This window comes from Pseudomonas sp. 1D4, assembly GCF_001728925.1.
Lineage (GTDB): Bacteria > Pseudomonadota > Gammaproteobacteria > Pseudomonadales > Pseudomonadaceae > Metapseudomonas > Metapseudomonas otitidis.
In genome coordinates, this window is record NZ_LXJQ01000025.1 from 36,021 (window position 1) to 48,709 (window position 12,689).

14 protein-coding genes are annotated in these 12,689 nt (G+C 64.5%); all 14 read left to right on the plus strand.

Translation table 11 applies throughout. From position 1 onward, the window contains the following. Positions 1-14: 14 nt before the first annotated feature. On the plus strand, positions 15-338 hold the full coding sequence (gene iscA / locus A7D27_RS14410) for an iron-sulfur cluster assembly protein IscA (protein ID WP_044406003.1): 324 nt from the start codon (positions 15-17) through the stop codon (positions 336-338). Positions 339-346: 8 nt separating this feature from the next. After that, positions 347-868 carry a co-chaperone HscB gene (gene hscB / locus A7D27_RS14415; RefSeq protein WP_069565289.1) on the plus strand — a complete coding sequence of 174 codons (522 nt, stop codon included), beginning with the start codon at positions 347-349 and terminating at the stop codon, positions 866-868. 49 nt (positions 869-917) lie between these two features. Next, the gene (hscA, locus tag A7D27_RS14420; protein ID WP_069559330.1) at positions 918-2,777 is read left to right on the plus strand and encodes a Fe-S protein assembly chaperone HscA; all 1,860 of its coding nucleotides are present in this window, start codon (positions 918-920) and stop codon (positions 2,775-2,777) included. 4 nt (positions 2,778-2,781) lie between these two features. Beyond that, entirely contained in the window at positions 2,782-3,120 is a 339-nt protein-coding gene (fdx, locus tag A7D27_RS14425; protein WP_069559329.1) for an ISC system 2Fe-2S type ferredoxin, read from the plus strand. 10 nt (positions 3,121-3,130) lie between these two features. After that, entirely contained in the window at positions 3,131-3,331 is a 201-nt protein-coding gene (gene iscX / locus A7D27_RS14430; RefSeq protein WP_069559328.1) for a Fe-S cluster assembly protein IscX, read from the plus strand. A gap of 94 nt (positions 3,332-3,425) precedes the next feature. Then, positions 3,426-3,857 (plus strand): nucleoside-diphosphate kinase, encoded by a 432-nt coding sequence (gene ndk, locus A7D27_RS14435; protein ID WP_044405994.1) that lies wholly within the window; start codon positions 3,426-3,428, stop codon positions 3,855-3,857. Between the two features lie 24 nt (positions 3,858-3,881). After that, positions 3,882-5,030, plus strand: a complete 1,149-nt coding sequence (gene rlmN / locus A7D27_RS14440; RefSeq protein ID WP_069565290.1) for a 23S rRNA (adenine(2503)-C(2))-methyltransferase RlmN — start codon at positions 3,882-3,884, stop codon at positions 5,028-5,030. A gap of 13 nt (positions 5,031-5,043) precedes the next feature. Next, positions 5,044-5,799 (plus strand): type IV pilus biogenesis/stability protein PilW, encoded by a 756-nt coding sequence (gene pilW / locus A7D27_RS14445; RefSeq protein ID WP_069559326.1) that lies wholly within the window; start codon positions 5,044-5,046, stop codon positions 5,797-5,799. Next, positions 5,796-6,797: a RodZ family helix-turn-helix domain-containing protein gene (locus tag A7D27_RS14450; RefSeq protein ID WP_069565291.1), complete on the plus strand. Its 1,002-nt coding sequence runs from the start codon at positions 5,796-5,798 to the stop codon at positions 6,795-6,797. Before pilW ends, A7D27_RS14450 begins: the two co-directional genes overlap by 4 nt. Before the next feature lie 3 nt (positions 6,798-6,800). Further along, on the plus strand, positions 6,801-7,913 hold the full coding sequence (gene ispG, locus A7D27_RS14455) for a flavodoxin-dependent (E)-4-hydroxy-3-methylbut-2-enyl-diphosphate synthase (RefSeq protein WP_069565292.1): 1,113 nt from the start codon (positions 6,801-6,803) through the stop codon (positions 7,911-7,913). A 13-nt stretch (positions 7,914-7,926) separates the two neighbouring features. After that, on the plus strand, positions 7,927-9,216 hold the full coding sequence (gene hisS, locus A7D27_RS14460) for a histidine--tRNA ligase (protein WP_044405985.1): 1,290 nt from the start codon (positions 7,927-7,929) through the stop codon (positions 9,214-9,216). 26 nt (positions 9,217-9,242) lie between these two features. After that, positions 9,243-9,887, plus strand: a complete 645-nt coding sequence (locus A7D27_RS14465) for a YfgM family protein (RefSeq protein WP_069559322.1) — start codon at positions 9,243-9,245, stop codon at positions 9,885-9,887. A 2-nt stretch (positions 9,888-9,889) separates the two neighbouring features. After that, complete coding sequence (bamB, locus tag A7D27_RS14470; RefSeq protein WP_069559321.1) at positions 9,890-11,029, plus strand: outer membrane protein assembly factor BamB; 1,140 nt, start codon at positions 9,890-9,892, stop codon at positions 11,027-11,029. Between the two features lie 78 nt (positions 11,030-11,107). After that, positions 11,108-12,586 (plus strand): ribosome biogenesis GTPase Der, encoded by a 1,479-nt coding sequence (gene der / locus A7D27_RS14475; protein WP_069559320.1) that lies wholly within the window; start codon positions 11,108-11,110, stop codon positions 12,584-12,586. Positions 12,587-12,689: the final 103 nt, after the last annotated feature.

Sequence of the window (12,689 nt, forward strand, 5' to 3'; positions counted from 1 at the left end):
ATCGAGGAGTCGTTATGGCCATCAGCATGACCGAAGCCGCCGCCAGCCATGTCCGTCGCTCCCTTGAGGGGCGCGGCAAGGGTGAGGGCATTCGACTCGGCGTCCGCACCACTGGCTGCTCCGGCCTGGCCTACGTGCTGGAGTTCGTCGATGAGGTGGCTTCCGAGGATCTCGTTTACGAGAGCCACGGGGTCAAGGTGATCATTGATCCCAAGAGCCTGGCCTACCTCGACGGCACCGAGCTGGACTTCGTTCGCGAGGGCCTTAACGAGGGCTTCAAGTTCAATAACCCGAACGTTCGCGGCGAGTGCGGTTGCGGCGAAAGCTTCAACGTCTGAGGTTCGGTGTGGGTAGTCCCTGTCACTTCGCGCTGTTCGATCTCAAGCCCGGCTTCGAGATAGATCCCGAGCGCCTGGCGGTTCGCTATCGCGAGCTTGCCCGTACCGTCCACCCTGACCGCTTCGTCGACGCCTCCGAGCGCGAGCAGCGACTCGCGCTTGAGCATGCCGCCCAGCTCAACGAGGCCTACCAGGTCCTGCGCAGTGCCCCGCAGCGCGCGCTTTACCTGTTGGCGCTGAAGGGGCGCGAGCTGCCACTCGAAGCGACCGTCCAGGATCCCGGCTTCCTGCTGCAGCAGATGCAGTGGCGCGAAGAGCTGGAAGACCTCCAGGACTCCGCTGATCTCGATGGCGTGGCCTCCTTCAAGCGCCGCCTGCGCTCGGCCCAGGGCGAGCTCGAGTCGGCGTTCGCCGCCTGTTGGGATGACGAAGCCCGTCGCGATGAGGCCGAGCGCCTTGTGCGCCGCATGCAATTCCTCGACAAGCTCGCTCAGGAAGTGCGCCAACTCGAAGAGCGCCTCGACGACTAACCCTGTCGCCCTCGCCATGGCGGGGGCGCCGCCTGACTAGCAGACCAGCATGGCCCTACTGCAGATCGCCGAACCCGGACTGAGCCCCAAGCCGCACCAGCGTCGCCTGGCCGTGGGTATCGACCTTGGCACCACCAATTCCCTCGTCGCCGCCGTCAGAAGCGGTGTCGCCGAGCCCTTGCCCGATGCCCAGGGCGACGTGATCGTTCCTTCGGCTGTTCGCTACCATCCTGATCGGGTCGAGGTCGGGCGTACCGCCCGTGACGCCGCCCTGGACGACCCGCTGAACACCGTTCTCTCCGTCAAGCGTCTCATGGGGCGTGGCCTTGAGGATGTAAAGCATTTGGGCGAGCACCTGCCCTACCGCTTCGTTGCAGGGGAATCCCACATGCCGTTCATCGAGACCGTGCAGGGCGTCCGCAGCCCGGTCGAGGTGTCCGCCGATATCCTTCGCGCATTGCGCCAGCGTGCCGAGTCGAGCCTGGGTGGCGAGCTGGTGGGTGCGGTCATCACCGTGCCGGCCTATTTCGACGACGCCCAGCGGCAGGCCACCAAGGACGCTGCGCGGCTGGCCGGCCTTAATGTGCTGCGCCTGCTCAATGAGCCGACGGCGGCAGCGGTCGCCTACGGCCTGGACAAGCAGGCCCAGGGTGTCGTTGCCATCTATGACCTGGGTGGCGGCACCTTTGACGTGTCCATCCTTCGCCTGACCCGCGGGGTCTTTGAGGTCCTGGCCACGGGTGGCGACAGCGCCCTCGGCGGTGATGACTTCGACCATGCCATCGCTGGTTGGATCGTCGAGCAGGCCGGCCTTTCCGCTGACCTGGACGCCGGTGCCCAGCGCAACCTGCTGCAAGTCGCCTGTGCTGCCAAAGAAGCACTCACTACGGCTGACCATGTGGAGGTTGGCTACCGCGGCTGGGCGTCCATCTTGACTCGCGATCATTTCGAGGCACTGATCGAGCCCATGGTGGCGCGCAGCCTCAAGGCCTGTCGCCGTGCCGTGCGGGACGCCGGCATAGAAGTCGAGGATGTCGAGGCGGTGGTGATGGTCGGCGGTTCGACTCGTGTGCCCCGTGTTCGCGAGGCGGTGGCGGGTCTGTTCGGGCGTGAGCCGCTGACCGACATTGACCCGGACCAGGTGGTGGCCATCGGTGCTGCCATCCAGGCTGACATCCTGGCGGGCAACAAGCGTGGCGAAGAGCTGCTGTTGCTTGACGTGATCCCGCTATCCCTCGGTCTCGAGACCATGGGCGGGCTGATGGAGAAGGTCATCCCGCGCAACACCACCATCCCGGTGGCGCGCGCGCAGGACTTCACCACCTACCGCGATGGCCAGACCGCCATGATGATCCATGTGCTCCAGGGTGAGCGTGAGCTGGTCAAGGACTGCCGTTCCCTGGCGCGCTTCGAACTTCGTGGCATCCCGCCGATGGTGGCGGGCGCGGCGAAGATCCGCGTCACCTTCCAGGTGGATGCCGACGGTTTATTGGGCGTGACCGCGCGGGAGTTGGGCTCGGGTATCGAGGCGAGCATCCAGGTCAAGCCGTCCTACGGTCTGACCGATGGCGAGATAGCCCGTATGCTGCAGGACTCCTTCCAGTACGCCAATGACGACAAGCAGGCCCGGGTGCTGCGTGAGCACCAGGTCGAGGCCCGCCGCCTGATCGAAGCCGTCGAGGCGGCTGTCCAGGCGGATGGCGACACCCTGCTGGACGGCGACGAGCGTGCCGCCATCGCCTATCAGCTGGATCAACTGCGCGAGCTGCTCGAAGGCAGCGACGGCCTGGCGATCGAGCAGCAGACCAAACGACTGGTCCAGGTGACCGACGCCTTCGCGGCGCGGCGCATGGATGCCAGTGTCAAGGCAGCCCTGGCCGGGCGCCGACTGAATGAAATCGAGGAATGACCCCATGCCGCAGATCGTATTCCTGCCCCACGCCGAGCACTGCCCCGAAGGGTTGGTGGTAGAGGCCCAGACGGGCGAGACCATCATCGCGGCGGCGCTGCGCAACGGCCTGGAGATTGAGCATGCCTGCGAGATGTCCTGCGCCTGCACCACCTGCCACGTGGTCGTCCGTGAGGGCTTCGCGTCAATGGAACCCTCCGACGAACTGGAGGACGACATGCTGGACAAGGCCTGGGGGCTGGAGGCCGAATCGCGTCTGTCCTGTCAGGCCGTCGTAGGCGAAGAGGACTTGGTGGTGGAGATTCCGAAGTACACCATCAACCAGGTTTCGGAAAAGCACTGAGGGCTGCGCCATGAGTCTGAAATGGGTTGATGTGCTGGAAATCGCCATCCAGCTTGCCGAAAGCAAGCCTGACGTGGACCCGCGCTACGTCAATTTCGTCGACCTCCACAATTGGGTGACCAGTTTGCCGGATTTTGATGACGACACCCGGCGAGGGGGTGAGAAGGTTCTGGAGGCGATCCAGGCGGCCTGGATCGAAGAGGCTGACTGAGACCTACTCAGCCACCCTACGCATTTAACTGGAACCCGCGTATAATTCGCGGGTTTAATTTTTCGCTTTAATCCATAGTTTCCGGAGTAATTCCATGGCTGTTGAACGTACCCTCTCCATCATCAAGCCGGACGCCGTTTCCAAGAACGTCATCGGCGAGATCGTCACCCGCTTCGAGAAGGCCGGCCTGCGCGTCGTTGCCGCCAAGATGGTCCAACTGTCCGAGCGTGAAGCCGGCGGCTTCTACGCCGAGCACAAAGAGCGTCCCTTCTTCAAGGATCTGGTTTCCTTCATGACCTCCGGTCCGGTCGTTGTCCAGGTACTGGAAGGCGAAGGCGCCATCGCCAAGAACCGTGAACTGATGGGCGCTACCGATCCGAAGAAAGCCGATGCCGGCACCATCCGCGCCGATTTCGCCGTTTCCATTGACGAAAACGCCGTACACGGTTCCGACTCCGAGGCCTCCGCTGCTCGCGAGATCGCCTACTTCTTCGCCGCCACCGAGGTGTGCGCTCGCATCCGCTGATCGCGGCTGGGAGAGGGTGAAGCCATGACTGCATCGACCGGTAAAGTGAACCTGCTGGGTCTGACCCAGCCGCAACTGGAAAGCTTCTTCGAAACCATCGGGGAGAAACGCTTCCGCGCCGGTCAGGTGATGAAGTGGATTCACCACTTCGGCGTCGAGGACTTCGACGCCATGAGCAATATCGGCAAGGCCTTGCGCGAGAAGCTCAAGGCTTCTGCCGAAATCCGTGCCCCGGAAGTGGTCAGCCAGGACATTTCCAGCGATGGCACCCGCAAGTGGGTGGTCCGTGTGGCGTCGGGCAGTTGCGTCGAGACGGTCTACATCCCCCAGGGAGGGCGCGGCACGTTGTGCGTCTCGTCCCAGGCTGGTTGCGCGCTGGACTGCAGCTTCTGCTCCACTGGCAAGCAGGGTTTCAACAGCGACCTCACCGCCGCCGAGATCATCGGCCAGGTCTGGATCGCCAACAAATCCTTCGGAACCGTCCCCGCCAAGATCGACCGCGCCATCACCAACGTGGTGATGATGGGCATGGGCGAGCCGCTGCTGAACTTCGACAACGTCGTGTCCGCCATGACCATCATGATGGACGACCTCGGCTATGGCATTTCCAAGCGCAAGGTGACCCTGTCCACCTCCGGCGTGGCACCGATGATCGACAAGCTCGCTGAAGTCACCGACGTGTCGCTGGCGCTGTCCCTGCACGCGCCCAATGACGAACTGCGTAACGAGCTGGTGCCGATCAACAAGAAGTACCCCCTCGCGGTGGTGCTGGATGCCTGCAATCGCTACATCTCCCGTCTCGGTGAGAAGCGCTTCCTGACCATCGAGTACACGCTGCTCAAGGATGTGAACGATCAGCCTGTCCATGCTGAGCAGATGATCGCACTCCTCAAGGATTTTCCTTGCAAGATCAACCTCATTCCGTTTAATCCCTTCCCCTTCTCCGGGTACGAGCGGCCGAGCAACAACGCCATTCGCCGTTTTCAGGACCTGTTGCACAAGGCCGGTCACAACGTCACCGTTCGCACCACCCGTGGCGACGACATCGACGCCGCTTGTGGGCAACTGGTCGGGCAGGTCATGGACCGTACCCGCCGCAGCCAGCGTTACATCGCCCTGCGTCAGCTCGACAACGACGCGGACGCCGGCCTGAACGCCGCCAACCGAAACTGAAGGGAGAAACTCCATGACCCTGCGCGCTGCGCTCATTCTCGTACTCGCCAGTCTGGCTGGCTGCGTATCCACCGGCTCGGTGGACCCGATGAGGACCGCGGAGGGGCGTGAAAAGGCCCGGGATGCCTATATCCAGCTGGGCCTCGGCTACCTGCAGCAGGGGGCTGCGGAGCGTGCCAAGGTGCCGCTGCGCAAGGCCCTCGAACTCGACTCTTCCAGCGCGGATGCCAACGCCGCGCTGGCCTTGGTTTTCCAGACCGAGATGGAACCCAAGCTGGCCGACGAGCACTACCGCAAGGCCCTCTCCTCACGTCGCGATGCGCGCATCCTCAATAACTATGGCGGTTTCCTGTTCGAGCAGAAACGCTACGAGGAAGCCCTCGAACGCTTCCAGGAAGCGGCAGAAGACAGCCTCTATCCCGAGCGTTCCCGAGTATTCGAGAACCTCGGCCTGACGGCCCTGCGCATGAAGCGTATCGACCAGGCCAAGCAGTATTTCGACAAGTCCCTGCGCCTGAACATCCAGCAGCCCGTGGCATTGCTGGAAATGGCCAGCCTCTCGTTCGATGAGAAGCAGTACGTCCCCGCCCGTGATTACTACGAGCGTTACACCAAGATCGCCCCCCAGACAGCCCGCAGCCTCCTGCTCGGCGTGCGCATCGCCACGGTCTTCGAGGACCGTGACCAGGCCGCCAGCCTGGGCCTGCAGCTCAAACGCCTCTATCCCGGTACGCCCGAGTACCAGCAATACCTGTCGGAGCAAAGATGAAAGCGTCGCAACCCGAACCTGTCGCTGCGACCCGGGGCAATCCGGGCGAAGTGCTGCGCCAGGCGCGAGAAAACCAGGGCCTGGACCTGGCCGACATCGCCCGCCAGCTGAACCTCACCGAATATGCGTTGCGCCAGCTGGAAGCCGGCTCGTTCGAGCAGCTTCCCGGCCATACTTTCGCGCGTGGCTACATCCGTGCCTACGCCAAGCTCATCGGGCTGGACCAGGCTGAACTGGTTGCCGAGTTCGATCGTTACACCGGTACCGATGCCACCGGCAGCAGCGTCCACAGCCTGGGACGTATCGAGGAGCCGGTCCGTCTGTCCCAGAGTGTGTTGCGTTTCGTCAGCTTCGCGATCCTCGTTGCTTTGGGTGTCATCGGCTTCCTCTGGTGGCAGGACCAGGCCGAGCGCCGCGCCAGCGACAACAGCGAGCTGAACCTGGAGCATGTGGAAGTCGAGAGTGCCGACGGCACTACCCAGATCCACCCGCTGGACGAGCTTGAGGACCAGGCTGTTGCCGGAATCCAGCAGGAGGCCCAGGCTGGAGGCGAGACTGCCGCAACTCCTGAGGCTGCACCGCACCAACCTGCCACGCCAGCCCAGGCACCAGTTGTGGCTGCGGCTTCTCCGGCTACCGCTCAGCCCGTGCAGCCGAACACTGCAGCACCGTCCACGGCGCCAACCCAGACTACCGTTCCGGCCCAGCCTCCCGCTCCTGCTGTGACGCCCGGCGAGCCGGTTGTGGCCGCTGCCGGTCAAGGCGTGGTGCGTGTGCAGTTCACTGCCAACTGCTGGTTCCAGCTCACCGATGCCGGCGGCAGCGTGCTGCAGAGCGGAATCAAGCGCTCCGGTGAAAGCATCGAGGCTGCCGGCAAGCCCCCCCTCGAGTTGCGACTGGGCTACGCCCGAGGCGCTCAGGTCAGTTACAACGGCCAGCCCGTGGATATCGCGCCGTTCATCCATGGCGAGACCGCTCGCCTGAAACTGGGTCAATAAACGATGCATTGCGAATCCCCGATCAAACGTCGCCCTTCCCGCAAGATATGGGTCGGCTCCGTGCCGGTGGGGGGCGATGCCCCCATCGCTGTGCAGAGCATGACCAACACCGACACCTGCGACGTCGCCGCCACCGTCGGCCAGATCCGTCGCCTGGAGGAAGCCGGTGCGGATATCGTCCGTGTGTCCGTGCCGGACATGGAGGCAGCCGAAGCCTTCGGCCTCATCAAGCAGCAGGTCCGTGTCCCGCTGGTGGCCGATATCCACTTCGACTACAAGATCGCCTTGCGCGTGGCCGAACTGGGCGTCGACTGCCTGCGCATCAACCCCGGCAACATCGGCCGCGAAGACCGCGTGAAGGCCGTGGTCGATGCCGCCCGTGACCGCAACATCCCGATCCGCATCGGCGTCAACGCCGGTTCCCTGGAGAAGGATCTGCAGAAGAAGTATGGCGAGCCCACCCCGGAAGCCCTGCTCGAATCGGCCATGCGCCATGTGGACTACCTCGACAAGCTGGACTTCCAGAACTTCAAGGTCAGCGTGAAGGCCTCCGACGTGTTCATGGCCGTCGCCGCCTATCGCCTGCTGGCCAGGCAGATCGAGCAGCCCCTGCACCTCGGCATCACCGAGGCCGGTGGTCTGCGCTCGGGTACCGTCAAGTCGGCGGTCGGACTGGGTATGCTGCTCGCCGAAGGCATCGGCGACACCATCCGCATTTCCCTGGCCGCCGACCCGGTGGAAGAGATCAAGGTTGGTTTCGATATCCTCAAGTCCCTGCGCCTGCGCTCCCGTGGCATCAACTTCATCGCCTGCCCGAGTTGCTCGCGGCAGAACTTCGATGTGGTCAAGACCATGAACGAACTGGAAGGGCGCCTGGAGGACCTGTTGGTCCCGCTGGACGTTGCCGTCATCGGATGCGTCGTCAACGGCCCCGGCGAAGCCAAGGAGGCCCACATCGGCCTCACCGGCGGTACGCCGAACAACCTGGTCTACATCGACGGCAAGCCGGCGCAGAAACTGCAGAACGAGAACCTGGTGGATGAGCTGGAGAGGCTGATCCGTCGCAAGGCGGCCGAGAAGGCCGAGGCTGACGCGGCCGTCATCGCCCGCAGCTGAATAAGGACACCCCGTGAGCAAGACCCTCCAAGCCATCCGTGGCATGAACGACATCCTGCCGGAGCAGACCCCTGCCTGGCGCTACCTGGAAAACACCTTCGCCACGCTGCTCGACGGCTATGGCTACAAGGAAATCCGCCTGCCCATCCTTGAGTTCACCGAGCTGTTCGCCCGGGGCATCGGCGAGGGCACCGACGTGGTCGACAAGGAGATGTACACCTTCCTCGACCGCAACGAAGAGTCGCTGACCCTGCGTCCCGAAGGCACGGCCGGTTGCGTGCGTGCCGTCCTTGAGCACGGCCTCACCGGCGGTGGCCAGGTGCAGAAGTTGTGGTACGCCGGCCCGATGTTTCGCTACGAGAAGCCGCAGAAAGGCCGCTACCGCCAGTTCCACCAGATCGGCGTGGAAGTGTTCAACCTCCCCGGGCCGGACATCGACGCCGAACTGATCGTGCTTACCTGGCGCCTCTGGCAAAAACTCGGCATTGCCGACGCCGTGACCCTGCAGCTGAACAGCCTGGGTTCCAGCGAGGCCCGTGCGCGCTACCGTGACGCCCTGGTGGCCTACCTGCAGGAGCGTTTCGACCGCCTGGACGAAGACAGCCAGCGTCGCCTCACCACCAACCCGCTGCGCATCCTCGACAGCAAGAATGCCGATACCCAGGCACTGCTGGTGGATGCGCCGACCCTGCACGACTACCTGGACGAAGAGTCCGTCGCGCACTTCGAGGGCCTCAAGGCGCGCCTGGATGCCGTCGGTATCCGCTACGAGATCAACCAGAAGCTGGTACGTGGCCTCGACTACTACAGCCGCACCGTCTTCGAGTGGGTGACCGACAAGCTCGGCGCCCAGGGCACCGTTTGTGCCGGTGGCCGCTACGACGGGCTGGTCAGCCAGTTCGGTGGCAAGCCGACCCCGGGCGTGGGCTTCGCCATGGGCGTCGAGCGCCTGGTGCTGCTGCTGGAGACCCTGCAGCAGATCCCCGACACCCTCAACGCCCCGGCCGACGTCTACATCTGCGCCTTCGGCGAGCCGGCCGAGCTGGCTGCCCTGGCCCTGGCCGAGCGCCTGCGCGATGGCCTGCCGGGCCTTCGCCTGCTGGTCAATGCCGCCGCCGGCAGCTTCAAGAGCCAGTTCAAGAAAGCCGACAAGAGCGGCGCACGGTATGCGCTGATCCTGGGTGAGGACGAACTGGCCAAGCGCGTGGTAGGTTTCAAACCCCTGCGCGAAGACCAGGAACAACAGAACATTGCCTGGGATGCTCTGACCGAGCACCTGGCCGCCTGCCTGCAACAGGCTTGAGCTTTGGAACATAGGAGTTGATTGGGGTGAGCACGCGTAGCGAAGACGAAGAACTGGCGGCGATCAAGGATTGGTGGCAGCGCAACGGCAAGCCCCTCGTCACTGGCGGCGCATTGGCGCTGGCCGTGGTGTTCGGCTGGCAGGCCTGGCAGAAGTACCAGACCAACCAGTCCCAGGGCGCCTCCATCGTCTACCAGCAACTGCTGGAGACGGCCCTGAACCCCAGCGGCAAGCCCGACGCCGGCAAGGTCGCGGAGCTGGCCAACAAGCTGAAGAGCGATTTCGGCGGCACTCACTACGCCCAGTACGGCAGCCTGTTCGTCGCCAAGGTGGCGGTGGAGTCCGGCAAGCTGGACGACGCGGCCGCCGAGCTCAAGGCCATCGTCGACAAGCCGGCTGACCCGACCCTGGGTGAGCTGGCACGTCAGCGCCTGGCCCGTGTCCTGGCCGCCCAGGGCAAGGTCGATGACGCCCTTAAGCTGCTCGAAGGCGATGCCGCCAAGTCGTTCCTTGCCAGCCGCGAAGAACTCAAGGGCGACCTGCTGGTCCAGCTGGGCCGCGTCGATGATGCCCATGCCGCTTACGAGAAGGCCAAGGCCGCGCTGTCGGATGACGCCGCAGTCGGTGGCCTGCAGATGAAGCTCGACGACCTCGCCAAAGGGGACGCATGACGATGCGCTGGAAATTCGCCGCACTGCTCGCCCTGGCTGTACTGGCCGCCGGTTGCAGCAGCAACAGCAAGAAGGAATTGCCACCGGCCGAACTGCCGAAGATCACCGAAGAAGTCGAGCTCAAGGAGGTTTGGAGCCGCTCCATTGGCGAAGGCCAGGGCGAGACCTACAACATGCTGGTGCCCGCCGTCGACGGCGACGTCATCTACGCAGGTGACGTCGAAGGCCTGGTGGTTGCCATGGACCGCATGACCGGCGACAAGCTGTGGACCAAGGAGCTCGACCTGCCGGTATCCGGCGCGGTCGGTGCCGGCTACGGCCTGGTGCTCGTGGGCACCCTGAAAGGCGAAGTCATCGCCCTTGACTCCAGCAACGGTGAAGAGCGCTGGCGTGCTCGGGTCAACGGCGAAGTGCTGGCACCGCCGGCCACCAACGGTGACGTGGTGGTCGTGCAGACCCAGAACGACACACTGTTCGGCTTCGACGCCTCCACCGGCAACCAGCGCTGGATCTACGAGAACACCCCGGCGGTGCTCACGCTGCGTGGCACCGGTGCGCCGGTCGTGACCAACCGCCTGGCGGTAGCTGGCCTGTCGTCCGGCAAAGTGATCGCCGTCGACGTGCAGCGTGGCCTGCCAGTGTGGGAGCAGCGTGTCGCCGTGCCTCAGGGCCGTTCCGAACTGGATCGTGTCGTGGACATCGACGGCGGCCTGCTGCTGTCCGGTGGCACCCTGTACGTCTCCACCTACCAGGGCCGCGTCGCCGGCCTGGACCTGGAAAGCGGTCGCGTGCTGTGGCAGCGCGAAGCTTCCAGCTACGTGGGCGTCGCCCAGGGCTTCGGCAGCGTCTACGTCAGCCAGGCCAGCGGCACCATCGAAGGCATCGACGAGCGTTCGACTTCTGCCCTGTGGAGCAACGACTCCCTGGCCCGTCGCCAGCTCTCGGCCCCCGAGGTGTTCTCCAGCTACGTGGCGGTCGGTGACTTCGAAGGCTACCTGCACCTGCTGAGCCAGGTGGACGGTCACTTCGTCGGTCGCGAGAAGATCGACGGCGACGGCCTGCGCGCCCGTCCGCTGGTAGTGGGCGACATGCTCTACGCCTTCGGCAATGGTGGGAAGCTGGTCGCCCTGACCATCCGCTAAGCTGGTGTTCAATGTCCGGCCGCTGCCGTTCGACGGCAGCGGCCGTTGTGTTTTCTGAAAAATGCAGTGGAGAGCCTCATGGTTCCCGTAATCGCCCTGGTGGGCCGCCCGAACGTCGGCAAGTCCACCCTGTTCAACCGCCTGACCAAGACCCGCAACGCCATCGTCGCGGAGTACGCCGGTCTGACCCGTGATCGCCAGTACGGCGAGGCGAAGTGGCAGGGACGCACCTACATCGTCATCGACACCGGTGGTATCTCGGGTGACGAGCAAGGCATCGACGCGAAGATGGCCGAGCAGTCCCTCCAGGCGATCGAGGAAGCCGATGCCGTGCTGTTCATGGTGGACTCCCGCGCCGGCATGAGCGCCGCCGACCAGTCCATTGCCGAGCACCTGCGTCGCCGCAACAAGCGCACCTTCCTGGTGGCCAACAAGGTCGACACCGTCGACCCCGACCTGGCCCGTGCCGAGTTCAGCCCCTTGGGCCTGGGTGACGCCTTGCCTATCGCCGCAGCCCACGGTCGTGGCATCAGCCAGATGCTGCAGGCGGCCCTCGGCGAGTTCCCCCGTGATGACGATGCCGACGAGCAGGAAGCCGCCGAGACCGAAGAGGTCGCCGAAGGCGAGGAGGCCACGCGCATCCCCGGCCCGAGCGAGAAGGACGGCATCAAGATCGCCATCATCGGCCGCCCCAATGTCGGCAAGTCCACCCTGGTGAACCGCATGCTTGGTGAGGAGCGGGTGATTGTCTACGACCAGGCCGGCACCACCCGCGACAGCATCTACATCCCCTTCGAGCGCAACGAAGAGAAGTACACCCTGATCGACACCGCTGGCGTGCGTCGCCGCGGCAAGATCTTCGAGGCGGTGGAAAAGTTCTCCGTGGTGAAGACCCTCCAGGCGATCCAGGACGCCAACGTGGTCATCTTCGTCATGGACGCCCGCGAAGGCGTGGTCGAGCACGACCTCAACCTGCTGGGCTTCGTGCTGGAGACCGGCCGTGCCCTGGTCATCGCCCTGAACAAGTGGGACGGTATGGAGTCGGGCGAGCGCGACTACGTGAAGACCGAGCTGGAGCGCCGCCTGTTCTTCGTCGACTTCGCCGACATCCACTTCATCTCCGCCCTGCACGGCACGGGCGTGGGCCACCTGTATAAATCCGTCCAGGCTGCCTTCCGCTCCGCCATCACCCGCTGGCCCACCAGCCGCCTGACCCAGATCCTCGAGGACGCGGTGCAGGAGCATCAGCCACCGCTGGTGAACGGTCGCCGCATCAAGCTGCGCTACGCCCACCTGGGCGGCGCCAACCCGCCGCTGATCGTGATCCACGGCAACCAGGTGGACGCGGTGCCCAAGTCCTACACCCGTTACCTGGAGAACACCTACCGCCGGGTCCTGCGGCTGGTCGGTACGCCGATCCGCATCGAGTACAAGGGTGGTGAAAACCCCTTCGAGGGCAAGAAGAACAAGCTCACCGAGCGCCAGGTGAACAAGAAGCGTCGGCTCATGTCGCACCACAAGAAGGCCGAGAAGAAGCGCCGCGACAAGAAGCGCTGATCCCGCTGCCGGTTGGAAGAAGGGCGCCTGAGGGCGCCCTTTTTCATGGGGCGCGTCGGCTGTGGTCGGCAGCCCGCCCAGCGCTTAAGCTATGGCGCATTTC

What these genes read in the sequence shown, in the direction of transcription:
- iscA (WP_044406003.1), top strand. Translation starts at nt 15, where the DNA reads ATGGCCATCAGCATGACCGAAGCCGCCGCCAGCCATGTCCGTCGCTCC.
- hscA (WP_069559330.1), top strand. Translation starts at nt 918, where the DNA reads ATGGCCCTACTGCAGATCGCCGAACCCGGACTGAGCCCCAAGCCGCAC.
- fdx (WP_069559329.1), top strand. Translation starts at nt 2,782, where the DNA reads ATGCCGCAGATCGTATTCCTGCCCCACGCCGAGCACTGCCCCGAAGGG.
- iscX (WP_069559328.1), top strand. Translation starts at nt 3,131, where the DNA reads ATGAGTCTGAAATGGGTTGATGTGCTGGAAATCGCCATCCAGCTTGCC.
- ndk (WP_044405994.1), top strand. Translation starts at nt 3,426, where the DNA reads ATGGCTGTTGAACGTACCCTCTCCATCATCAAGCCGGACGCCGTTTCC.
- rlmN (WP_069565290.1), top strand. Translation starts at nt 3,882, where the DNA reads ATGACTGCATCGACCGGTAAAGTGAACCTGCTGGGTCTGACCCAGCCG.
- pilW (WP_069559326.1), top strand. Translation starts at nt 5,044, where the DNA reads ATGACCCTGCGCGCTGCGCTCATTCTCGTACTCGCCAGTCTGGCTGGC.
- A7D27_RS14450 (WP_069565291.1), top strand. Translation starts at nt 5,796, where the DNA reads ATGAAAGCGTCGCAACCCGAACCTGTCGCTGCGACCCGGGGCAATCCG.
- ispG (WP_069565292.1), top strand. Translation starts at nt 6,801, where the DNA reads ATGCATTGCGAATCCCCGATCAAACGTCGCCCTTCCCGCAAGATATGG.
- bamB (WP_069559321.1), top strand. Translation starts at nt 9,890, where the DNA reads ATGCGCTGGAAATTCGCCGCACTGCTCGCCCTGGCTGTACTGGCCGCC.
- der (WP_069559320.1), top strand. Translation starts at nt 11,108, where the DNA reads ATGGTTCCCGTAATCGCCCTGGTGGGCCGCCCGAACGTCGGCAAGTCC.